General features: G+C 35.1%; 20 protein-coding genes. 5 read left to right on the top strand and 15 right to left on the bottom strand.

Annotated elements, in window-relative coordinates; all coding sequences use genetic code 11:
• Positions 1–219: 219 nt before the first annotated feature.
• From EL260_RS05060 to EL260_RS05020, 9 genes are all read right to left on the bottom strand, one after another.
• Entirely contained in the window at positions 220–633 is a 414-nt protein-coding gene (locus EL260_RS05060; protein WP_123859130.1) for a nuclear transport factor 2 family protein, read from the bottom strand.
• 3 nt (positions 634–636) lie between these two features.
• The gene (locus EL260_RS05055) at positions 637–1164 is read right to left on the bottom strand and encodes a TetR/AcrR family transcriptional regulator (RefSeq protein WP_123859129.1); all 528 of its coding nucleotides are present in this window, start codon (positions 1162–1164) and stop codon (positions 637–639) included.
• Between the two features lie 223 nt (positions 1165–1387).
• Positions 1388–2431, bottom strand: a complete 1044-nt coding sequence (locus EL260_RS05050; protein ID WP_123859128.1) for a TerC/Alx family metal homeostasis membrane protein — start codon at positions 2429–2431, stop codon at positions 1388–1390.
• Positions 2432–2515: 84 nt separating this feature from the next.
• Positions 2516–3124 carry a TerD family protein gene (locus EL260_RS05045; RefSeq protein ID WP_123859127.1) on the bottom strand — a complete coding sequence of 203 codons (609 nt, stop codon included), beginning with the start codon at positions 3122–3124 and terminating at the stop codon, positions 2516–2518.
• 74 nt (positions 3125–3198) lie between these two features.
• Positions 3199–4146: a hypothetical protein gene (locus tag EL260_RS05040; protein ID WP_123859126.1), complete on the bottom strand. Its 948-nt coding sequence runs from the start codon at positions 4144–4146 to the stop codon at positions 3199–3201.
• A gap of 16 nt (positions 4147–4162) precedes the next feature.
• Positions 4163–5338 (bottom strand): toxic anion resistance protein, encoded by a 1176-nt coding sequence (locus EL260_RS05035; RefSeq protein ID WP_185145894.1) that lies wholly within the window; start codon positions 5336–5338, stop codon positions 4163–4165.
• Between the two features lie 2 nt (positions 5339–5340).
• Positions 5341–5898, bottom strand: a complete 558-nt coding sequence (locus EL260_RS05030; protein ID WP_123859125.1) for a TerD family protein — start codon at positions 5896–5898, stop codon at positions 5341–5343.
• Positions 5888–6712: a phosphoribosyltransferase family protein gene (locus EL260_RS05025; RefSeq protein ID WP_123859124.1), complete on the bottom strand. Its 825-nt coding sequence runs from the start codon at positions 6710–6712 to the stop codon at positions 5888–5890. Before EL260_RS05025 ends, EL260_RS05030 begins: the two co-directional genes overlap by 11 nt.
• An 8-nt stretch (positions 6713–6720) precedes the next feature.
• A complete protein-coding gene (locus tag EL260_RS05020) occupies positions 6721–7389 on the bottom strand; it encodes an HAD family hydrolase (protein WP_123859123.1) in 669 nt (222 codons plus the stop codon).
• 629 nt (positions 7390–8018) lie between these two features.
• Here EL260_RS05020 and fusA point away from each other — a divergent pair.
• On the top strand, positions 8019–10085 hold the full coding sequence (gene fusA, locus EL260_RS05015) for an elongation factor G (protein WP_123859122.1): 2067 nt from the start codon (positions 8019–8021) through the stop codon (positions 10083–10085).
• Between the two features lie 125 nt (positions 10086–10210).
• Here the strand turns inward: fusA and EL260_RS05010 are convergent, their stop codons facing one another.
• On the bottom strand, positions 10211–11749 hold the full coding sequence (locus tag EL260_RS05010; RefSeq protein WP_123859121.1) for a SulP family inorganic anion transporter: 1539 nt from the start codon (positions 11747–11749) through the stop codon (positions 10211–10213).
• Between the two features lie 607 nt (positions 11750–12356).
• On the opposite strand from EL260_RS05010, the gene EL260_RS05005 reads away from it, so the two are divergent.
• Together EL260_RS05005 and EL260_RS05000 are read left to right on the top strand one after the other, a co-directional pair.
• A complete protein-coding gene (locus EL260_RS05005) occupies positions 12357–12782 on the top strand; it encodes a transposase (protein ID WP_123859120.1) in 426 nt (141 codons plus the stop codon).
• Between the two features lie 44 nt (positions 12783–12826).
• A complete protein-coding gene (locus EL260_RS05000; RefSeq protein ID WP_228445322.1) occupies positions 12827–13144 on the top strand; it encodes a helix-turn-helix domain-containing protein in 318 nt (105 codons plus the stop codon).
• 714 nt (positions 13145–13858) lie between these two features.
• On the opposite strand, the gene EL260_RS04995 is transcribed toward EL260_RS05000, so the two are convergent.
• Positions 13859–14521 (bottom strand): hypothetical protein, encoded by a 663-nt coding sequence (locus tag EL260_RS04995; RefSeq protein WP_123859118.1) that lies wholly within the window; start codon positions 14519–14521, stop codon positions 13859–13861.
• 210 nt (positions 14522–14731) lie between these two features.
• On the bottom strand, positions 14732–16249 hold the full coding sequence (locus tag EL260_RS04990; protein WP_123859117.1) for a TROVE domain-containing protein: 1518 nt from the start codon (positions 16247–16249) through the stop codon (positions 14732–14734).
• A gap of 431 nt (positions 16250–16680) precedes the next feature.
• Between EL260_RS04990 and EL260_RS04985 the strand changes: the two genes are divergently transcribed.
• A complete protein-coding gene (locus tag EL260_RS04985; RefSeq protein ID WP_123859116.1) occupies positions 16681–17133 on the top strand; it encodes a VOC family protein in 453 nt (150 codons plus the stop codon).
• 138 nt (positions 17134–17271) lie between these two features.
• Here EL260_RS04985 and EL260_RS04980 read toward each other — a convergent pair whose 3' ends face one another.
• From EL260_RS04980 to EL260_RS04970, 3 genes are read right to left on the bottom strand one after another with little or no spacing between them, the layout of a single operon-like run.
• Positions 17272–18615, bottom strand: coding sequence for an SWIM zinc finger family protein (locus EL260_RS04980; protein ID WP_123859115.1), 1344 nt, complete (start codon positions 18613–18615; stop codon positions 17272–17274).
• Positions 18616–18619: 4 nt separating this feature from the next.
• Positions 18620–21316, bottom strand: coding sequence for a DUF6493 family protein (locus EL260_RS04975; protein WP_123859114.1), 2697 nt, complete (start codon positions 21314–21316; stop codon positions 18620–18622).
• Complete coding sequence (locus tag EL260_RS04970; protein ID WP_123859113.1) at positions 21297–23831, bottom strand: DUF6493 family protein; 2535 nt, start codon at positions 23829–23831, stop codon at positions 21297–21299. The genes EL260_RS04975 and EL260_RS04970 overlap by 20 nt, the downstream gene beginning before the upstream one ends.
• A gap of 466 nt (positions 23832–24297) precedes the next feature.
• Between EL260_RS04970 and EL260_RS04965 the strand changes: the two genes are divergently transcribed.
• A complete protein-coding gene (locus EL260_RS04965; protein ID WP_228445320.1) occupies positions 24298–24696 on the top strand; it encodes a MarR family winged helix-turn-helix transcriptional regulator in 399 nt (132 codons plus the stop codon).
• The last annotated feature ends 9 nt before the right edge of the window (positions 24697–24705 follow it).

Below are 24705 nucleotides of genomic sequence, written 5' to 3'. Positions count from 1 at the left end.
TCATAAAGTGTGTTTTTTAAATCAATAACTCTCTAAATTTAGAAATATTATTTTATTAGAAGATGTTTTTTTTCATAAATATCTAAAAGTGTAGTAATTCTACGGCTATTATTTATAGTTGTATTACTCCTATTAAATTAAAAATGCCACGGATACACTTATAATTTGTGCATTCGTGGCAAGGAAAACCTTTGAATCTCTACTCTCGGTTTTATTCCTTTATCTAAATTTACGTTCCTCTTCTTTTATAGCAAGATCATTGATGCTGGCATATCTTTTAGCCATCAAGCCATTCTCATCAAACTCCCAGTTCTCATTTCCATAAGCTCTAAACCAATTTCCTTCCTTAGTCTGATATTCATATTCAAAACGAACCGCAATACGGTTTTCAGTGTGTGCCCAATATTCTTTCTTAAGTTTATAATTGAGTTCTTTTTCCCATTTCTTCTGAAGAAATACAATAATCTCTTCTCTTCCATTGACAAATGTATCTCTGTTTCTCCATTCGCTGTCTATTGTATAAGCTTTGGAAACTTTTTCAGGATCCTGACTGTTCCAGGCATCTTCTGCCATTTGAATTTTTTGCTTTGCCGTTTCAAGAGTGAAAGGCGGAAGCGGATGTTTTTGTTCCATTGTTTAAGGGATTAATTGGGTGACTATTTTTTTTGATTTCTCTATCAGCTCATTCGATTTATAAAGCTGGCTTTCTATAATGCTGCTTTCAAAAAGCATATAAATATGATCAGAAAGATCATCGTCTTTCAATAATTCCAGAAAGTAATTTCTAAGATCAGCTTTATGGGACTGGATCACGTTTAGAATTTTAATATTATCTGTGGGGATTTCTGATAAAATGTTCAGAAAGCTGCAACCTCTGAAATTTTCTTTTTTGTTCATATAGATCAGAAAATCAAAAGCATTCATAATCTTTGAATAAAGATCTTCTGACTGGGCAGAAAAAGTATGAAGCTCATGGAACCAATATTCGTGTCTTACATTGAGGAATTCTACACATAAGTCTTCCTTTGATTTAAAATGAAGGTAAAAGCTTGCTTTAGCCACCTCAGATTCTGAAATAATCTGATTGATTCCTGTTGAATTATATCCTTGCTTTGCAAACAAATTGAAAGTGGTTGCGATAATTCTTTCCCTTGGAGATTTCATATTGCTTTCTTTTATAGAACAAATGTATGAAAAAAAACAACAGACAGACAGATCTGTCTATTTTATTTTTAAAAAAAAGAAAGAATGTTGAAACACGAAAGACACAAAGTTATCTGCTTACATTATGCTTTAAGGCGCAAGAATTTCTTTACATCTTGTATTTTCCAATAAAAAAAACCTCTGGAATTTAATTCCAGAGGTTTTTTTTATATTTTTTTGTATGTTATTTTTTTTCTAATTCTTCTTTTTTATCCTCCTCTTTTTCAGGGAAGATAACAGATAGAAGAACAGAAATCACCAATACTCCACCTACAATTCCTAATGAAATTGGGGAAGGGATATGAATCCATGGTGCAATAAGCATCTTAACTCCGATGAATGAAAGGATAATTGCCAATCCGTACGGAAGCTTGCTGAACATGTGGATAAAGTTGGCCAATAGGAAATATAATGATCTAAGACCTAAAATAGCAAAGATATTTGATGTGTACAGGATAAACGGGTCATTTGAAATGGCAAAGATCGCCGGAATGGAATCTACTGCGAAAAGAACGTCCGTAAATTCAATTACACCTACAACCACTAATAGTGGTGTAGCCATTTTAATCCCATTCTGAATCGTGAAGAACTTATCCCCATCATAATTATCAGAAACTTTCCAAAAGCTTTTGATTAGTCTTGCTCCTGCTGTATTACTATAGTCTTCATCATCATCATCTCCTCCGTCACCCCATGATTTGATTCCCGCATATACAAGGAATAAACCGAATAAGGTCATTACAACATTAATTTTTACTGCTTCTCCGAAAATGTTCATTTCAGGAAGATATGTAAGGTTAATCAGGCCAACTCCCGCAAAGATAAATATCGCTCTGAAGATCAATGCTCCGATAATTCCCCAGAAAAGCACTTTATGGTGAAGGAATTTCGGAACTTTAAAGAATCCGAAAACAAGGATAAATACGAATAAGTTATCTACAGAAAGGGCTTTTTCAATCCAATAAGCCGCCTGATACTGGGTAAACTTTTCTACTGCCAGGGCATGACTTTCAGGGGTACCGTCTGTATTGAAAACCCAATACACAACGCCCGAGAATATCATAGACAGTGAGATCCATACAATAGACCAGATGGTAGCTTCTTTGGAAGAAACTTCATGGCTTTTTTTGTTGAAAACTCCTAAATCCAGGAGTAACATGATAACGACTGTTACCGCAAATCCCCACACCAAGCCAGGGTGCAGATCTAAAATACTTTGATGTTCCACTTGAGTTATGTTATTATATGATAAAAGCAATAGATGTACAGAGTACAAATATTGCTATTTTATTTCACTTTTATGTATAAACGATTATAAATAATTCATCTGTACGGTTTGGATCGTCTGCTCCAGTTTTCTATCTGCTGTAGGATCTCCAATCGCATTGAATTTCCACTCTCCATTTCTTCTGTAGAAAACACCCATTACCATAGCAACATGTCCTTTGAAAGAAGCATCATTCGCAATATCATATTTAGCAAAAACCTCCTTTACGTTCGTTGGAGTTCCTTCATAAATACGGATAGAAGCAAAAGGAATAGTTCCAAAATCCTGGCCTCTGTAGCTGTTTAATACCATTGCTACGTGATCTACATTAGAATCAAGGTTACTGAAATCAACAGTAATTACTTCGTTATCTAAACCATCGTCTCCATCTACGTCACCAGTAAGGTCGTCTCCACTGTGTCTTACAGATCCATTTTTAGATTTCAGGTTTCCGAAATAGATCACTTCCGTTACATTTTTATTGGAATCATATAAAATACAGCTTCCGTCTAAGTCTACTGCCTCTTTTTTAGTTCCGAAAAATCCTTTTTTTTCAATTGCTCCCCAGTTGATTCCTACACAAGCCTGGGAAAGTTCAGCTCCGTTTTCTTTTTTAAGGTTGATTCTCTGACCTTTTTGTAAGTTGATAGCCATCTTTTTATGTTTAGTTGTTATTTACATTTTTTGCGAAAAGCCAATACGCTTAACCGCTTGTTTCAAATTTCGTATTATTGATTATTCAGGTTTAGATTAAGCATCGCCCGCAGAATATTTGTTTCTTCATCGAAATCAAATATCTTGCTCATAATGTCTATATTTTCTAAATTTTTGATATAATCTTTCAAGACTCCTTCTACCTCTGGAGGTAAATTGCGTTTTCTTTCATTCATTGTATTTTCCAGCTGTTCGTTTTTATTCTTAAGCTGATCTATAATGGTACTCTGATTAGACTGGTTTTCAGAAGTGTCAAGCTTATCCAAATCCTTATCGAAAAGATAAAGCTTTTTATCATCTACACTGAAAATAAAATAATCATCAGACTGAAAGATCTTGAAAAGTTCATATTCATGAGTTCCGATCACATAGCCACAGACAAAACGGACTTTAAATCCTTGTATGTTCAACCTTCCCAACAGTTTTCTTTCAATAGAATAATCTTTATACTGATAGGCGGGAAAAGATTCGGCTTTCAGCAGAGATTCATCTGCCTCTAACCTGTAAAATTCCTTTGCATATTTTTTATGAAAGTAGAGAACATTTTCCCAATTGGCTGTAAAGATATCTTCCGTAAGGTCTTTATACAGAGCTTTCATATGTTGTGAAAATATACCACTGTACATTTTCCTATCGGTCTGAAAACTATCTGCCTGTCTTTCTTCAAAACCTGAAATATATTTTTTGTTGATGTCAATTTCATTAAGGACCGCCAGCATATCATTTTCCTTCTGTCTTTTTATTTTGGTCAAAAGCTCAATGAGACTGTCGGTATACTGTAAGTGGAAAAGCTCAAGTTTATTGTAATCAAGGGCCGTATTTTCCTGGAACAGATTGTGGATAATATCGGTTTTGATGTAAATGGATATTATATCAATATGTTCAAAAAAATTAGCCAGAAGTTTAAGTCTTGTTAACCTTCTTTTGCTCTGTGACAATATGGTTGCTGCATCTTCCCCCACCGTAGTACCCTATAAATTAACCTCTGACATTCGCTTTTAATTCGTGCTCTAATGTCTGAAGATCCTGATCCAGCTTTCTTCTGTTATCAGCTCCCTGTTTCTGAATCTGTTTCACTTCATTTAATGTGTTGATCAGCATTGAAGTTGTTTCTTTCAATGTTTCTACAGAGACAATAGTTTGTTCATTGGCTCTTGCCACGTTAATTGAGTTCTGACCAAGACGCTCTGCATTCTTTCTTAAAATCTCTTCTGTAGTAGAAGATACTTTCTGCTGGATTTCAATATTCTGCTGCTGTCTGTACATCGCAACGGCAAGTGAAAGCTGGTTTTTCCATACAGGAAGTGTAGTGGTAAGAATAGTCTGCGCTTTTTCTGCAATAGAAACGTTGTTATTCTGAACCAGTCTGATCTGTGGAAGTGACTGCATCATAATTACACGTACCACCTTAAGATCAGCCATTCTGCGGTCTAATCTTGCAATAAAGTCTCTCTTATCGGCAATCTGATAATCCTGGAAACTCTCAGGGCTTGCCTCCATCTGAGCTAATTCTACAGCAGCTCTTTCCATTCTGATATTTCCTGCAATCACAAGGTCCTCAATTTGCTTGATAGAGTTTACATTGCTTTCAAAAATAGTCTGAAGCACTGCATTATCCTTTGTAGAAGTGATGATTCCTGCATTTACTTTATAAGAGATCTGCTCAATATTATTGATGATCTTGTCATATTTTGTAAACAAATTTTCTACCTGAGTGATTACCTTCTTCATGAATGGCAATTTGCTCAGGAAACTTTTTACTTTATTTCCGTTCAGTTCCTCTACATCTACATAGTTCAGCTCTACCAAAAGGTCATTGATCAATCCACCAACTTCTCCTGAGTTAGATCTTCTTACATTCCCTAAGAAACTATCACTCTGATTGGTTAATGTTTTCTGAAGTTCAGCTCCGAAATTTACAATAGATCCCGGATTAGCTTCATCAATAGAGTTCGCTAAAACTTCATATTTCTGGCGTTCTTCTGACTGTAACTGAGTCAAATTTACATTTCCTTCTCTGTCTACCAATACTGCTGGCGCTGCATTTTGAACAGGCTGAGCCGGTGTTGGAGGAACCATTGGAGTAGGTTCAAATGTTCTAAGAGGTTCAATTGATCCTAGTGGATCTATCGGTTGATTTTCTTGATTGTCCATAATTACTTCTGATAAATTGATACAAATTTTTCAAGGCCGTCTCTCTGTCCTGCTCCTACTGCCTCAAATTTCCATTCTCCGTTTCTGTTATAGATTCTTCCGAACTCTACTGCTGTTTCGATTGAGAAATCTTCGTCCAATTCATATTTTAAGATTTCTTCATTCGTATCTGTATTGAAAATTCTGATGAAAGAATTTCTTACCTGCCCAAAGTTTTGTCTTCTTGAATCTGCATCGTGGATGGTTACTACAACCGTAATTTCCTTTACTGCATTATCAATTTTCGTAAGATCAATCTTGATCTGTTCATCATCACCAGCACCTTCTCCTGTAAGGTTATCTCCAGTGTGGACTACAGCTTTATCCGGAGATTCCAGGTTGTTATAGAAAATAAAGTGATTATCTGAAACTAGTTTTTTATCATCTCCCAGCAAAAATAAAGAAGCGTCAAGGTCAAATGCTGTTCCTGTAGAAGTATTATTGAGATCCCATCCTAAACCTACAGTGAATTTAGGGGCGTTAATATTTTCTCTTTGTCCTTTTTGTAAGTTAATAGCCATAATATAATTCCGTTTGTGTTAAAGTATTGATGTTATTTTTATATTCTTTTATTAAATGATAATTGTTACTGATGGCAAGTTCCACCAAGAGATCCATTTGCTCCTTTTTTACTTTAGACGTAAGATAATCAAAATTACTTGAATCTAAGCCTAAAATATATTTCACAATCCTGGTATTAAACTGAAAGCTGGACTTATTCATTACTTCCGCAATATGTTTTACGTTTTTCACTGCGTAATAATTGAAAAAATTCTCAATTTGAGGATCGAGATCAAAGTTCATCAGCTCAGCATAATACAGGAACATGAAATCTGCCTCCACCTCATATTCATTCAGGATTCTGTTCACAGTATATTCGTGACTCCCTGTAATTTTTATATCGTCTATAAAAATACAAAGTTTTCCTCTTAAAAAATCTTTATCAATGTAATAAGTATCATTGGCTATCAGATTTTTACGATCCTCAAAATTAAGGTTCCCATAATCTGTGATATACGTATGATTTCTGTTGATTTTAGATAAAATACTTGATTTTTTTTCCTTTTGAAACAGATAATAGTCCAAATGTTTTTTAAAGTAAAAGCATAAAAAATTGGAAGCTGTAGGAATGGCCATATAAGGACTTGGAAGCACTACAATTTCTTTATCTGTATTTAAAAGGTGTTTATTTTCGGAAATAAATCCGTCGAATAATTCTTTTGCAAATTTTTCAGCATACGACTTATCGCCATACTTGAAATAACTGTATTCTGCGGGTGAGAAAGTGAACTCATCCGCTGAATGAATGTGGTGTAAGCTGTATCTTGTGTTCATGTTTATGGTTAGTGTTTTAGTAAATGTGCGCTGAACCCGAAGTCAGTTGCTCCTTTATAATCGGCAACAGGGTTGTCTCCGATATGCAGAATCTGGTTTAATGGAAGATCTTGATTTTTAATGTTATTCTTTACTTCCTGAAAAATAAGCGGGTTCGGTTTAGAACAGTTGATTTCATCAGAATAAATATGAAAATCAATATACTGATCCAGATTTTCATGAATCAGGAACTTTCTCATCGTTTTTCCTTTGATAAATCCCGTATTGCTCAGAATATTGATAGTTTTCCCTTGATTTTTAATATCATCAAAAAAATCATGAATATTTTCAAAAATGATAACAGGTTTATATTCCAGGAACAGATTTTCACTTTCTACATAAAACTTATTTAGTTTTTCTTTATTTAAAAGCTTTACATCTACATTCAAAGCTCCTAAAATCATCAGATATATCTCAAAAGTATCTATATTTCCTCCTGTAATTTCATTAATTGTATTGCAAAGATCATCGTAATATTTTACAGTTTTGGCAACTTCGTCAATCGGTTTATCTATATTAAAAAACGAGGAGAACAGCTCAACTCTTTTTGTTTTAAATTCAGGATGAGATTTGATTAAGGTAAGCCACAGGTCAAATGAAAAATGACAGTGGTTATGAATGTCGATATCTGTTTTCAATATGTTTTAAGTTAAAAGTTTTATTTAGCTACTTGAAAAAGATTTAAAATTTATTAATCATCGAAAGTGTTTAATTTTCTATTCTTCCCAAAGATAAAATTTTTATCATAAATGCATTACTTTACGTCTCTGTTTTAAGATATTTTATGATTTGAAGAAATTCATAAAGCTCAATATGAACTGAATGAAGAGCTGTTTAATCTTTAGTTTTAAAAAATATTTATAAAAATTCTTTGGATATGAAAAAAAAATTATAATTTCGCAATCGATTAAAAATCAACAATGTCAACAAAAATGATAAATATTATAACTTTAAGTAACCCTGTCAGAGCTGTGTTCTTTGGCAGCACTGAATATTTATCTGAATAGTTCTATAGATCTTTATTACTAAAAATATAAAAGACCTGTCTATTCGGATAGGTCTTTTTTGCTGCCCCTATTTTCAGCCTTTAACCATTCAGAAAATTCTGCTGTCTGTTAAAGTGAGCCTCGAAAATAATACTCTACGTAAGATTCATTTCAATTATACGGGTTTGATCCATTCATCAATCCGGAGTCTTCGTTGTGCTCATGTTTCCGGCTCTCTTTTTCAACAGAGAATTAAAAATCAACAATTTAAATCAAACAAAATGAAAAATAACACAAGAAATATAGGGATTATAGCGCACGTTGATGCAGGAAAAACAACTTTATCAGAAAGGCTTCTTTATTATACAGGGCTTATTCATAAAATTGGAAATGTGGATGATGGAAACACCACCATGGATAAAGATATTCAGGAAAAAAACAGAGGAATAACTATTTCATCTGCTGCAGTTTCAACGCAGTGGAAAAAGGATAATAAAGTGTATATCATCAACATTATTGATACACCCGGACACATTGACTTTGCCGTAGAAGTAGAACGTTCATTAAGGGTTTTGGACAGTGTAGTTGCTGTTTTCTGTGCTTCATCAGGGGTACAGCCACAAACTGAAAATGTATGGTTTCAGGCAGAAAAACACGGGACTTCAAAGATCTGTTTCATCAATAAAATGGACAGAATCGGTGCTAATTTCTTTGCTGTTCTTGATGAGATCAGAACCAAGCTGAACGCCGTTCCACTTGCTCTTCAGATCCCCATCGGAGCTGAAGACAGTTTTGAAGGGGTGATTGATCTGATTCAGCAGAAAGCTTTATACTGGATGGATGAAAATGGAGAAACCATTATCGAGAAAGAAATTCCGGCAGACTATCAGAATGAAGCTGATGAATACAGAATGAAGCTACAGGAAACACTTGCCGAATATCATGAGGGTTTCTTTGACGTTTTTATGAATAATCAATCTGAAATAGATTCTGAGATGATGATTAAAGCGATACAGGAAGTATGCCGGTCTGGAGCTGCTGTACCAGTTCTATGTGGCTCTGCATTTAAGAATAAAGGGATTCAGCCGCTTCTGGACGCTGTGGTAACTTACCTTCCTGCTCCTGACCAGCTTGCCCATATTCAAGGAAAAGATCCACAAACGGAAGGAGGTATCGAACTTGGAAGAAATGAAGAAGAATCTTTCTCCGGGCTAGTCTTCAAAGTGATTATAGATAAGCATATCGGAAGACTTGCCATGCTTCGTATTTATTCAGGCAAGATTAAATCCGGAGATACGGTACTGAATGTAAGAACCGGTGAAAGTTTCAGGATTTCCAGAATTCTAAAGATGCAGTCGGATAAAACATTATCCGTTGAAGAAGGTAGAGCGGGTGATATTGTTGCTTTAACTGGAATAAAGGATGCTAAAACCGGAGATTCTTTATCTTCTGTGGAAAAACCTGTATTATTGGAAGCGATTACCATTCCTGCTCCTGTCATCAGAGTTTCGATTGAACCTAAAACCAACGGTGATGAGAAAAACTTCGGATTGGTACTGGCGAAAATTCAGGAAGAAGATCCTTCTTTGGTGATTGAAAGAGATAAACAAACCGGTGAGACTTTATTGAGTGGGCTTGGTGAGCTTCATCTTGAAGTTACTTTGGAAAAGATCCGTCTGAACCATGGTATAGAAATCAACCAGGGACAGCCTAAAGTTTCCTACAGAGAGATCTTAACTGAAACAAAGATCCACAGGGAAAAGCTTTCAAAACAAAATGGCGGAAGCGGACAATTCGCAGACATCAGTTTTGAAATCGGACCGAGAAATGATAATGAACATGGATTGGAATTCGTTAATATGATTAAAGGAGGCGTTATTCCGGGAGAATTTATTCCTTCTGTTGAAAAAGGGTTTAGAGATGCTATGGAGCAGGGACCTCTAAAAGGGTATCCTCTGGAAAGTATGAAAATCAACCTGCTAGACGGATCTTTCCATGCTCAGGATTCTGCAGCAATGGATTTTGAAATTGCAGCAAGGGACGGCTTCAAGGCTGCTGCAGGAAAATGTAGACCTAGGCTTCTGGAACCGATTATGCAGGTTGAAATTCAGAGTATTGAAGAATATACCGGAGCGATCACTGCAGATCTCAACAGAAGAAGAGGAATGATTACTTCCATTGATGAAAAATCAGGAAGGAAGATTTTTGCAGCCGAGGTTCCATTAGCTTCTACTTTCGGATATATTTCCGATCTCAGAACACTGGCCAGCGGAAGAGCTTCCATCAGCATGAAATTATCTCACTATGCTTTAGTGCCTGATTTCATTGCAAATATATTAATGACCTAAACAAGCAAGGACTGTAGATTTTTCTTACAGTCCTTGTCTGGTTATAAACACTAATTATTTTTTATTGATAGTAATGACCTATCAATTTTTCACAAACATTTCAATATTCACAATTGGTTTCCTTCTTACTTTTCCGGCATTACCTTATATGTAGGATCTTCCTGAATATTAACTTCTACTACAGCTTCAGCATTTTTCAGCATTTTGCGACAGTCTTCACTAAGGTGACGAAGGAATACTGTTTTCCCTTGTTGCTTGTATCGTTTTGATAATTTATCTACAGCATCTATTGCACTCATATCTACAATACGGCTTTCTTTAAAGTCTACTACTACTTCATTGGGATCATTGATTGGATCGAACTTGTCTGCAAATGCAGTCGCTGAACCAAAAAACAACGGTCCAAATATTTCATAATGCCTGACGCCATTTTCATCCGTATATTTTCTGGCACGGATTCTTTTGGCATTGTCCCAGGCAAAAACCAGGGCAGAAATAATCACTCCTACTAAAACTGCCAATGCAAGATTATGCAGTAGTACAGTAATTAAAGCCACTGTAATTCCTACCAATATATCTGACTTCGGCATTTTATTGACAATCCGTATAGAAACCCATTGAAAAGTACTGATCGCCACCATCATCATTACACCTACTAATGCTGCCATTGGAATTTTTTCAATGATAGGCGCTCCAAATAGAATAATCAATAAGATCATGATGGAAGCAATAATTCCTGACAGTCGTGCTCTGGATCCTGCGTTAAGATTCACTAATGTCTGGGCAACCATAGCACAGCCACCCATTCCACCGAAAAATCCGTTGGTAATATTAGCTAATCCCTGCGCTACCGATTCTTTATTGGCATTTCCTTTGGAATTGGTAATCTCATCCACCATAGATAAAGTCAGCAATGATTCAATAAGACCAACCCCAGCCATAATTAATGCATAAGGAAAAATAATCTGTAACGTTTCCAGAGAAAATGGAATTTGTGGAATATGGAAACTTGGAAGGCTTCCGCTGATATGGGCAATATCTGCTACTGTTTTCGTTGGGATATTGAATCCAAGAACTATAGCAAATACAACAATAATGCCTACCAACGATGCAGGAACAGCTTTTGTAATCTTAGGAAAGAAATAGACAACGGCGATGGTGAGTGCCGTTAAACCTCCCATGATGTATAAAGGTGTTCCCTGAAGCCAGTTTACCACTCCATTGGTATCTGTAATTTTAAACTGTTCAATCTGGGCCATAAAAATAATAATGGCCAGCCCGTTCAGAAATCCATACATAACGGGTTGTGGAATAAGCCTGACAAATTTCCCCAGTTTAAATACTCCAACAAGCATCTGAAGAATTCCGGCAAGAGCTACTGTAGCGAAAAGATATTCTATTCCGTGAGATTTTATAAGTGCAATCAGAACAACAATCGTAGCTCCTGCTCCTCCTGAAACCATTCCTGGACGGCCACCTAAAACAGCTGTTACAATTCCCATAAGGCATGCTGCATACAATCCTGTAAGTGGTGAAAGCCCCGCGAGAATAGCAAATGAAAGCGATTCGGGAATCATGGTCATGGCTACGGTAAAGCCTGCCAGTAACTCATTTTTATAATTTATTTTTTTCGAAAAATCGAATAAACTGATAGTATTTTTCATTGAAGTACAAAGGTATATACTTGCTTAAGGGTATACAATTTTTCTTTCCAACTTTTATTCATTTTTTTTATTCTTTAAATAATTCACACATATGTTCAAATAATATGTTAATTTTAATTAAAATTTCTTCATAAACATACTTTTTTATACTTCTACCTGTCTTCGCTTTTAATTTTTGTTTAAATTTGAAAGCAATTAAGCAGATTATTTGGTACTAAACAAGATATTCTAAACATAAAAAATTGGTTGTCAACACATACAACCATTCAACACACAAGCTTAACGTAAATAAAATTGCATGAAAGAACTTTAGTAGGTCATATATTATTTACGCAAATGGTAGAAAAAAGAAGTTTGAAAAAAGAAGAAGAGCGGTTACCCATTGGAAATAATGCATATACCTAAAAGTAAAATACTTTTTAAGATTAAGCTGTCCTGATCTATTTCCAAAAGACTTTATAAGGTATTCAAAGTTTTTTTGAATGATATCCGCTATACTCTGATTTCAATATTAAGTGAATTACATTCTGTAATGTATTATAATATATATAACCTATTTTATATTTTCTTATGCATAAGTTTAATAAATAGATAATATTAAATAAAAATGTTATATAAAGAGATCCATATTGGAAAGTTTATTAAGGAGAGGGTTGATGAAAATGAAATAACAATGGAGAGGATATGTAAATTCCTGGACAGAGATGAAGATGCCATAGAACGAATGTACAACAACAAATCAATAGACACGGATCTTCTTCTGAGATGGAGTAAATTATTGGAATATGATTTTTTCAGACTTTACAGTTCGCACTTAATTTTATATGCTCCTCCGGCAGCTGCCAATAAAAATCAACAAAAATCTGACAAGATTCCTTATTTCAGAAAAAATATTTATACTCAGGAAATTAAGGAATTCATTATGAAAAGAATTCTTTCAGGAGATATGACCCAGAGCGAGGTGATTAAGGAGTATTCTATTCCAAAAAGTACACTTCACAGATGGCTTCAGAAAAGTGATATTAATGGATAAACTGATAATAGATGCGTCCCAATTATAAAAAGATATACCAGGACATGCTTAAGATGGAATATCCTGAAAAGCTAAAGGATCCCAAAATAAAAGAGCTTCTCGGAAAACTGGATACGAGTGAAGATGTATTGAAGTTCAATGACAGGCTTTTCAAACCTTCCAGGGAAAGTCAGAAAAACAATCAGAAGCTTAAGACTTATGACAAAAAAACAATGCTTAAACTTCTTGAATATCAAAAGAAGCACGGGCATTCTACCAGTTATATGTCTAAAAAATATAAGATCAGCAGAACAACTCTTTCAAAATGGAAACTGATGTTTGAAGAAGAGGTGGATCATGCCATGAAAAAAGCCAATAAATAACTTATCGGCTTCTCTTTTTTATCATAAAACAAGGCAACAGGCAAATAGTGATGTCGTGCTCTACCAGCTGAGCTACTCTTCCTATGTTTTGGAGTAGAAGAGACGGGATTCGAACCCGTGACACCGTCGTGATGAATGAAGTAGCACTATTCTACGACACTTGTTTTCTTTTGAAAAAAGAGGCAAAAAGATAAAAAGACTTCCAGATCATTTTCACAATCTGTTCTGGAATCGAACCAAATTAAACCGAAGTAAGTCTTTTCTACGGCACTCTTTTAGTGATAAATAGCAAGGCAATCAGCTAAACAGACTCATATTAACAGCGTACTCTCTTTACACTATCTGCTTCCGCAGAACAGGACTTGCACCTGTACCTCTGTTACCCCACGAAGTAATTCTGTTTTACGGCACTTGCTGGTAGTTATCAATTCATGGTTATTAGTTTATGTTACAAATTTATAGGGTTACTGCGCATTCTTTTTACGCAGCCCATTTTTTTATGAAAACCAAGCAACAAATCATAAGAGTAATTAATGTTTCAATTGGGAGTTGACGATGAAACTCTTACTAACGGCATTGGTTTGTTTTTACCGGGTAATTTGACAAAAGACACGGTCAGTTTGGAATTGAAGTAAGTCTTTCTTACGACACCGGTATTATGAACACGGCACAGGTATTCTTTACGTATACATTCTTTTTGCACAGTATATTTTTTTATTCAATACCCGACATGTGCTTTGAAATTTTTTCCGCATTATTAATGTTCATCTTTTTCAAAATATCTAAAATTCTATTTTTAAAACGGATTTGATGCTGTATAACTTTTTCCAATTCATTTGTAAATTCGGATTCTTCAACTTCAAATCTTATTCTTACATTTTCTATAGTAGTGAAATTGGTTTCTGTATAGTCTGAAAAACTAATAATTCCGTTTTCTCTTTTATATAAAACCCAGGGATACCCGATCCACATTTCTGCCCATCCGGCAGATTGATGATCTGCAACTTTCTGCCAATTTTCTACATTTTCAATATCTCCGCAACAACTTGGCTGAATAAGAACTTCATCTTCTTTTTTTAATACGATTCCGCCATCAAAAGATAAGACAAACCCGTTTTCATCAGGGTCATCAAATTCTACTTCACTCAGTTTTGCAGCTACAATGATGTGTAAACTTTCATCATCAATAGTTTTAATATCTACCAGGTTGGAACCTTTTTGAATTTCATTAAAATTGAAGGTAAGCCGGGAAGCTGTTTCTTTCCATTTCAAAAACAATTCTTCTGAGTCAGGATAATCAGCAATTTGGAGTAATTCAAAATCTTCTTTGGAATATTTTAACGGATTAATTTCTATGGTGTTAATAAGCTCTATCATAATCTATCTCTTCATTTACTAGCCCCGATTGCAGCGGCATCCTTTTTCTGAATTGACCTAAGAAAGGCGAAAAAGATATAGCGGAAAGCGGGAATAAGCTCCTAAATATACTAATGATTTATAACATCCTCCCGTTAATAATAAACTTATCATTACTCATTTTTTCAAAAGTGTATTCCATTCTTACATTTCAACGAAAAGCAGTGCCTTTTACAACACTACTTTTTCAATCATTTCAATAGCAGATTTTTGATCTTCCAAGGCGTTCAATACATCGAAAATCTTGTCTGACCAGCCTGCAATAAGATATACATCATTTCTTTTGACATCAATGGGTGGTCTTCCATATCCTGCCAAATCAAACATATAAAGTTTAGCCTCAGGAGCTATCGTCTTATACTTGTTCCATGTATCTTCAAAAGAGTCTCCTCTTCCACTGCTATCCCACATTTGAGTATCAGTGAACAGCATTACTTTATCCACGATTTCTTTTCTTTTGATCAGATCTTCGATAACCAGATAACCATTCGTTGAATATCCTACTTCACCTTCTCGTTTGTAGAAGGCATCTACATTGTTAAGAATACCTTGTTTTGGCATCGCAACGCGCAGCCATCGATCACCGAAGATTCCTGTAGTCACATTTTGACACTTCGACTGCAAAATCATAGACATCAATAAACCGATATCATACAGTAAAATTTTACTCTTAGGAGAAACTGATTTCTGCATAGAACCAGAAACATCCGCTGCAATCACTACCGAGGTATTGAAACCGAAACCTTTGATATTTTGGGCACTTGCCACTAAAGCTTCTTCCAGTGCACTCCAAACAGAAGACAGATAAGGAGAATCTACCTTTTTCAATTCTCTGTATGCTGCCAGGAAACGGAAAGGCAATTGTTTTGAGTTGCCCACTGCTCTTTCATCTGACAGATAACTACACACTTTACTCATGGCTTCAGGAGATACTCCGGCTTCAAGGATATTTCTCAGGTTTCGTAAGGTGGCCATATATCCCAGTTTATTACTGAAGATCAGTTCTTCCCATTTATTTTTGAAAGCCTGTTTTCTTTCTTCCTCATCTGTAAATTTTCTCTGTCCCAATACTGAAAGTTCAACTTCCCACGTATAAGGAGTATCCAGAATGTCATATACAATCTTGTTGAAAATGGTCTGCTGGTTCTCATCTTTTGCTTTTGGGTGAACCAGAAAGAGGGCATCTTTCAAGGTTACGGCTCCTTTTCTATTGTATTTGGCGAATTGATATTCATCAAATTTATTGAAGGATTTCGCCAGACCTTTCTGAACCTGTTTGGATAACCTGTTCAATTTCTTGGTTTCCGTTCTTTCATTAGCAAGCTGATAATACGCTAACATTTCCGTGATCTCATCAGCTCTCTGAACAACACCCTCTACGGTTCTGCTCACCAGACCGGTACCGGTAGCCTCCTTCGCCAATTCTGTAGCCAAAACCAAAGGAATGGAACGCAAATGCATATCTTTTCTTGCATAAACAGCCAGTTTCGCTACAAATTCAGGATCGTTTTTCTGAATCAGAGATTGTATTCTCTCTAGTCTGTCATTTCCTTTTTCATAGGTAATATCTGACAGTCCTGTTGTAACCACAGCACTATACAATTCTTCTGCAGGCGTCATCACATAAGCTTTTGCACCTTCGTGGTTGGTTACCACTATTTTTTCTTTTTTTAGAAAGTTAAATTTCATGAGTTACTGTTTTTATTGGTAAACATTGGAAAGACTATTGCTTCCTCTCTGATTTCTGATGCAAAGTAAAAACAGTATTGCGCAATCTTTTTGCGTAGATTATTTCTTTCAAAATTTTTTGTTTTTTTCAAATCGATGGGTAAGAAAATCCTTAAAGCTCTCACAGCTTTTGCGGATGACGCCAATCTTTTAGGTTTGTGTTGATGCTTAGGTTTTGGCTAAAGCCTATGAAATTTAGATTTTTTAATTGACCGGGCTATAGCTCGCCTCTATTGATGTTGATATCCTTATAGATAATAGATGTTTAATGGCAATACTTTTTACTTACTCATCAATAACTTCCTTCTATCATTCGTTTTCATGAAAGAAATCGTTATTATCAGGCTTTTCAGCATGTGTTTCCTAGCTTTGTCCGTATTAAAATTAAAGCTATGATTAAAGGATTATATGAAACCCATGTTCAGGTAAGTGATTTGGAAAGTGCCATTCAGTTTTATACCGAAGTATTAGGTTTGAGATTAGCTCACAGAGATGAAACAAGACCTATCGCCTTTTTATGGATCGGGGAAGAGAAGGAATTTATGCTTGGATTGTGGGAGCAGAAAGAAAATCTTCAGACAAGACATTTCGCATTTACAAGTACAAAAGAAGATATCTTGAATTATTCTGTAAAGTTCTTAGAAAACAAACAGTTAAAACCTTATAATTTCCTGAAAAATGGAAGTAAAGAGCCTATGGTATTTGCATGGATGCCTGCCCTGGCCATCTATTTTAATGATCCGGACGGTAATCAACTGGAATTTATTTCAATTCTTGAAGGTGATGGGAAGCCTGAATTGGGAGTTCTTTCTTATGAAGAATGGATAGAACATATGCAAAGTTGATTCTTTATATAGCCCCGAATTCACGAATGTAAAAAAGTCATGAATTCGGGGCAAAATATTAGGGTTGTAGTATGTTTTGGCTTTTATGCCTAACCATCATACAAAAAATATTTTGTGACTACTCAAATATATCTGCTGTTAGTTATTCACAAGCTTCTTTACTGCCAGAACATGTTTACAAGGCCCCCTTTCGCCCTGGTATTTGCTAAACCATTCACAGGTACAACGTTCTTTATCTTCTTCAAGAATTACGGTATGATGTACTCCTGTACCTTCTACCCTGGCTTCTGTTCTTTCTTTAGTGTTGTTTAAAATCTCCACTTTTCCATCTTCAATCAACTTTTCAGCATTTTTCATGCGGGGATTCAGTCCTAGAATACGATTCAGTTTAAAAGGTAATCTGCGATAAAAAAATTCATTTTCATCCAAGTCATATCCTAACAATCCCATGGCTGCCAATCTTCCTGTGAGATTTTCTGTTTTACTCAAGCCAAGATTTTCTTCCAACGCCAAAATTGTTGCACTGAACGATTGATTGGCATAGGCATATTTATCTAATGCATCAATCCATTCATCAGAAACCTCAGCAGCCAAACTGTTCAATACCGCTCCTTCCCCGGAAAACCCACGCCAGCTTTCTCTTGATAAGGAAAAACTAAATCTTATATTTCCCATATAAAGCTGCCAGGTTGTAGATTGCATATTGGGATGTGAGAAGACCTTCATACAATCAATATAGGGTAACAAAGGTTCTAATAAACGAAGCCTGTGAAGTCCTCCAATACAAACAGTATCAGTAGATTTTACAGGAGAAAACATAGGTTTATTTCCTCTTACAATAAGATAATAATCTGATTTCACCACACCTTTTGGCATTCCCCTAAACAATTGCTGGGTCTGAATCTTATTAAAAGTATGCTGTTTTTCTGATTCAGAAAGATAAATCTGAACAGTTCCGAGACCTTTGATCCATTTTACCGGTAAAGGAACCTTTCTTTCTACGATCTTTTTTTCTTCCTTGTAAAGCCCTACTTCCTTTTCTCCTACGGAAAGCATCACTTTTTCGTTGGGACGAATACTTCCCAAAGCAGTTATCATAGGTTGATTAAAGTCTACGTTGGTTGTTCCGTTTTCCAGAAACTCTCCATCTAAACCATCGGGGAGAACATCTACACGGGCATACACTCCGGCACAGTGGGAAAAGCCCTCGAAACGCAGCCTTTCATTTCCGGCAGTCACAATAGGGTCTTTCAAAAGTGCCATCTGAAATGGTGACAAACTGAAACTTGATTTCACAATATTGGAAAGTGTAATCAGACAACGGGCTAATATAAAAGGCTGACCTACATTTCCCCAGAAAAAACAAGGAACATCGGTCTTTTTCTGGATCTCGCTATATTGGGCAAGAAACAGTTCTTCAAGAGCATCTTTCTTTACGAAGGAGGATGACCTTGAATAGTTATAAGTAAGCATATCTTCCATAAATTTATTTTTTTAGAAGATGATTGCAGATTTTCTTCAGGCTCGAGTTTTCTTTCCAGTCGCTAAGTTTTTCAATTACTTTTTTATCGGCTTCCGACTGATTTAAAGCCAATACTTCATGATACACCTCCAACAATTTCTTCAGATTGGTCACAGGCTTATCCATCTGAAGCAGGATGCTGGAAATTAATTCTTCCAGTGCAATATTATGATTTTTACTCACATTCACCATCTGATGTTGGATAAGATCTGTAAATCTTTTTATAGGAGCCCACTCAAGTTTCTCATGGGTACCGATCACTTTTCCTAATCGGGCATTATCTATCATCTTATGGGAGACCTGTTCCAGCCAGATTTCAGCAGCTGTTCCACGGATCGTTTTATCCCCATCCAGGAAAATAGTTCCCAAAAACAGATATCCCATCTCATCCAAAGGCTTTTTAATCTGATAAAGAGCCTGTGCTGTATTCAAGACCATGCTTCTTTCATAAACTTCAGCAATACCAGAATAAAAAAGACAACTTTTAATTACTTTTGCCAAAGCATTACTCAAAGTATTCGGAAAACACCACATCATACCAATGGTTTCTGAAAGTTCTCTTGGTTCAGCAATAAAATATTCCAGGAGCAATGGATCTTTTCTTTTTTCAAAGTGATATTTTGGAATCACGATATTCAGCTCGGCCGGATAATATGAATTTTTCTTACTGTCAATAGTTTTCCATTGATAAACTCCTGTAAAGAATTCCTTTGGAATCGTATCATATCCAAAGCCACTGAATTCTTTGAAAACAGCTTCCGGAGAGCGTGTAATTCCTGCTGTCATCCACCATGCAGAATGTTCAAATTGTCCTTTCGGTTCGGTATTTTTACCAAAAAAGAAAAGTAATAAATCTTTGTACTCTCCTTTTAATCTTTTTTCAGCCAACTGCAAAGCTTCTGCCGTATTATCCAAAGCACATCTCTGTAGCGCTAACTGCATATCAAGATGATGAGGCTCAATATTTTTATTCTGATATATTTCCAGTCTTTCCACTAAAGTGACAGGAGAGATCCAGCAAGGAGCATGGGTAATGGCAAAAAGTAAAGGAACACTATCTCCTGCTTTTATTTTTTCATAAGTATATATTGCAAGCTCTTTAAAAGCTTTCATCACAGGGCTTCCTGCTCCCACTTTCGTTATGGGACCTAATTTTTTTTGATAGTTTGAATAGGTTTCCCTTGCAGTTTCCTCATTATTGGTTTTTTCATATATTTTGTTCAGGTTTTTAAGCTGTACCGGATACTTTTCCAATAAATTTAATCCGTAATTGATAATAAGATTACACAGCAGAACGTTCAGATATGGAACTTCCCATTTTGCAATGGTTTTACAGGCTTTCAGAAATACAGGTTCTATCAGTTTCACAGATTCTTCATTTACATCATTGGCAAAACATGCAAATCCTGACAAAGCAGTATCACAGTGATGACTGTACGGATCTTCAATAGCCAAAGGCAGGAAGAACATAAGGTCTTCAAAGCTTTCAAGTACCTTCACTTTATTTTCTTCGGTAGTCAGGTATATTTTTTCCGAAACGATAGCTTCCAATTCCTGCGGTTTCTCTTCTATATAAGTTTCTAAAAGAGATCGTACATTCGTCAGTATATTATCTGAATAATGGGAAAGAGATTCCTTTATCATTTTGGATGGCGGAATATATTTCAGGATAATTTTGGCTGCTTTTGACTGTATTCCATCATCTTTGCTTACAAATGCAGAAGTTAAAGCAAGTCCTAATATTTCCGGATCAATTTTCTTATGTTGAAAGATCTTTTCTGTTAAAGCAAGACTGCCTATCACTACGGTTTTAACTTCTAAGCTCAGTAAATTAGGAAGGTAATGGGCAAATTCTTCATTCTTAAAGGCAGGGCTTCCTACCATTTTCTTCAGATGGATAAGAATGGTATTCACTGCTTTTGACTGTGCAGATGCTAACCCAGCCATTAATTCATCCTGAAGTTCTATCAGCTCATCTTCTGTTGGTTTTAAAGCTGTAAAAGCATCCATAAACCAACCTGTCACATTCTTATTAAAATTTCTGTTAGAAGCTAGAAGGCATTCTCTTAAAAATCTTTTTCTTTCAATTTTTTGCTCTGTGACAAGCTTTTGTACTAATGGAAACCATTCTTTCTGGAAGGGTAATGATTTGGATGGATATTCGCACAGATACCAGAAATGGGTACTCAGCGTTTCAGGATGTTGATCCAGATCAGCAGGATAATTACTCAGATGATGTCCCAATAATTCCGGTTTTGGATGGATATAGCCTTTTTCTGTCCATCCTAAAAGATGCTGATAATTAAAGGCAGTAAACTCCGCATCAATAGAATCGTTGATAAAGTCAGAAAACCAGTCGGGACATCCCCATTCCAGTATCTGCTCCGTCTGTTCTATATTACGGAAAAGACTCCAGTAATTTTTACCAAAACTCTTTTGATCCATACATACAAATGATGCAATATCAATAATAGAATGCTGATTCACAGAACCTGCTGTATGGTAAGAATTTTTGGTCATGACGATCTTATTGATCTCACGATCCATTTTTTTAATCGTAGGTACTAATGTCTGCTTTTCTTCTACAGTAAGCTGTTTCAAAAAAGGGACAATCTCATGTATTTTTTCCTCATTAAGGATCTCATAAAGTCTTTCTTTCATGTGTTTTAATTTGATGTATAATTTTTTTCAGGTTATTCTCGTTTTCCCATTCTTTAAGAACTTCAGCAACTGTTTCGTCTACTTTGGTTCTGTTTTGATTCAGTAATTCATAATAAAGCTCTAACAGCTTTTTAAGATTAAAAACCGGTTTTTCAACTGCTGAAAGAATGGATATCAGCAGTTTTTCAAAGGATTGATTATGACTGGTACTCAGATTAATAAATCCGGACAATCCATCTGTAAATCTTTTTACGGGAGCCCATTCAAAATTGATCTTTTTCCCCATTATAATGCCCAGCTCCACAATATTAAAATCTTCTGAAACAGCCCTGTTAATAAGCACTTCAAAAGCTATACCAGAGAATGTTTTATCTTTATGAAATAACCCTGCAGACAGGATTAAATAATGTACAGACTGAAACGGAAGATTCAGTTTCATCCAGGAATCCAGAAATTCTATATTTCCTTTTATATCGTACTGATAGGTAGAACAGGATAAATCACCATTGTATTTTCTCGCAGCTAAAGACCCTGAAAAATGAGGAACTGTATATAAAATTCGAATCAAATCATCCTGATAGAGGGCATGATAAGAATTGAAAAGATGATCAAGAAATGAAGCATTTTCAGGCAATTCTTTGTTGCTGTCAATAGCGATTAATGATTCTGGAACTTCTTCTGTATTATTCCATTTGTAAATTTTTTTATAGCCCAGCTTCCAGTCGAAACTTCCATCAAGAAATTCTTTTTTATAACGTTCTGAAAAATAGTTTTTCTCAAAAATCGGCTTAAGAAGATCAAAATATTCTTCATTAAGCTGTTCTTTGGCATAATGTTCTCCTTTTTTCAGATTCTGCTTTTCTACTCTGAGTAGGGCAATTTCCAGATCAAAAGGAATAGGCTTTTCACCTTGCAACTGATAGATTTTTAATTTATCCACAAGAGTGTTAACAGTAACCCAGCAAGGAGTAAGTTCCGGCACTGAAAGTAACGGAAGTTGTTTATTTTCTTTTAAAAATTCAAAAATACCTAATAAAAGCTGGTGATAGGCTTTAAAAATAAAAGGAGTTCTTTTTTCATTCCAGTTTTCCAGTATTGGAAACCCTAAATAAGCATCTGATAATATTTTTGATTTATTTTTTTGCTTCAACAGGCCATAATTAATAAGAAAGGTAGCCAGCAGATGTTGAAACTCTATCGTATCTTTCCTTTTGAATGCTGTGTTAAAAGCAGGCTCAAGTTGATTAAAATGTTCATCTTCAAAATCATCATTAAACCTTATCAACGCATCTAGAAACAGATCAAAATGATACGTTTCATTATTATTGAAAATCTGAGAAGCCAGAAAAATAAAATCGTCTATGGACCCTATAGGAGAAATAGGCTGTGATACATGCCATGAAGCAGCTTCGTAATTTTGTTCTTCTTTAATTTCAATGACTTTATTTTCTACAAGAAATTTCTGCAGTAAAATTTGAGCATCAGATAGAAGAGATCCAGTATAAAATGCCAGTTCTCCTCTAATCTTTTCTGATTGCAGATCTCCATATTTGGCAATGATCTTCGCCCCTTTAGTTTGAAGTGTTTTGTCTTTATTCAGAAAGACAGGCATGAGTAACAGACCTACTGCTTCATGGTATTTATTATTCTCTTTCGCTATTTTTTCCAGAACCTGAAGCAGTGCATTGACAATATTCTTGGTTGGAAGGGTCATTAAAGATGCTGTAGCCTGTAAAAAGTATTCTGTTTTAAAATCTTTTTCTGCAATTACCGGATTGATAATTTTTAAGACTCCCGGAAACAGAGAATGTTGTGTGGAATGGAAGATCATAAACAGCTCCTCCTGTAATTCCAGAATTTCTTTGTGAGTAGGTTCCAGATGCGCAAAAAGCTCAAGGAACCAAGCATTATGTTCTTTTGAAAAATTGAAATTGATAGCGGAAAGACTTGCTCTAAGTACTCTGAAACGGTCTATTTTTTTTTCCTGAATAAGACTTTTCAATACATCTTTCCAGCTTCTGTCAAGATAAACGGAGGTAATACTGCATTCATATTCAAACAAAAGCCAGATATGGGAGTCCAGTGTTACCGGATATGCAAACAATATTTCTTCAGTTCTTGATGATGAAGAAAGCAAAGATGCCAAAATTTCATCCTGGATATGAACCTCCCTTTTCTGATCCCATTCCAATATTTTCAGGTAATCAAATCCATCGAGAAATAAATGACTTTCTCCAATCCAGTCAGGAATATAGGTTTCAAAAAGTTCATCAACAAGTTCTACCGGAATGGAATAAAATCCTGGTCTCATCTTTTCGTATTCATCCTTCGTTTTACTGCATGCCAAAGCAGCCAACACAGATATTGTATTATGCCCCCATTCTTTATTGATGTGCTTCTTTAAAAGGGCAGCAACTTCTTTTTTATCTTTGGGTGTAAGCTTCTTTAGAAAAGGAATGATTTCCTTGATTTTATAGTTCAAATATATTGCCCTAAACTCCTGGTCAATAAGCATAAATTCATTCTTGGCGGCTAAAATAAAAAAAATTGACTGACAGGCAGTAAATTATCCCTGAAAAGTGAATTTTTTAACAAAACTTTAAGTTAATAAAGCTATTATATTAAACACTTTTATGATATACAATCATTTCCCTATTTAAAGATTTATATATTGAAACTCTCTAAATTCATCAGTAATTATTTTTTTACTTTGAATTTAAGTACAAGTTAAAAGTTAGAAAAGGAAAGACGAAAGCTAGATGAGCAATCAGATTATAGTAAACTACAGTAGACCATAGATTACTAAAAACTAACACTATGAAATATTTATACTTTATGAACTTCTTACCCCGTTTCTACTCTATTTATTATTTACTTCATTAAAAAACATTATTAATTCATTAATATTTATATATTTGCAAAATATAATTAATTGACAACTCAAATACTTTTCAATGATAAGTCCTGAATTATTATTTTTAATGAACATTAACAAAGTTCAATCAGTTATAGCCAGAAAGTTTGATTCTTTGAGTGCTCATGGATTGGGATTCAATGATTTTGTAATTCTTTATATCCTCAGTCAATCACCTGAAAGTAAAATGCGTAGGATTGATCTGGCTGAAAAAATAGGAGTTACAGCTTCCGGTATCACTCGCTTACTGAATCCTCTGGAAAAAGTAGGATTGGTAACCAGAGAAACAAATGAAAGAGACGCCAGAGTAAGCTATGTTTTGATTACTCTTAATGGTAAAAAGATATTTGAAGAAGCTAAAATAACTGCAGAACTTGCTACAAACGATATTCTTCTTTCCAAAAAGAATAAATCTTTACAAACCGCTTCCGGGCTTTTATCTGAACTAGGCGGAAATATTAAATAAGTTAGAAGG

The sequence above is a fragment of the Chryseobacterium nakagawai genome (assembly GCF_900637665.1).
Lineage (GTDB): Bacteria > Bacteroidota > Bacteroidia > Flavobacteriales > Weeksellaceae > Chryseobacterium > Chryseobacterium nakagawai.
This window is presented reverse-complemented; position numbering and strand designations above follow the sequence as displayed.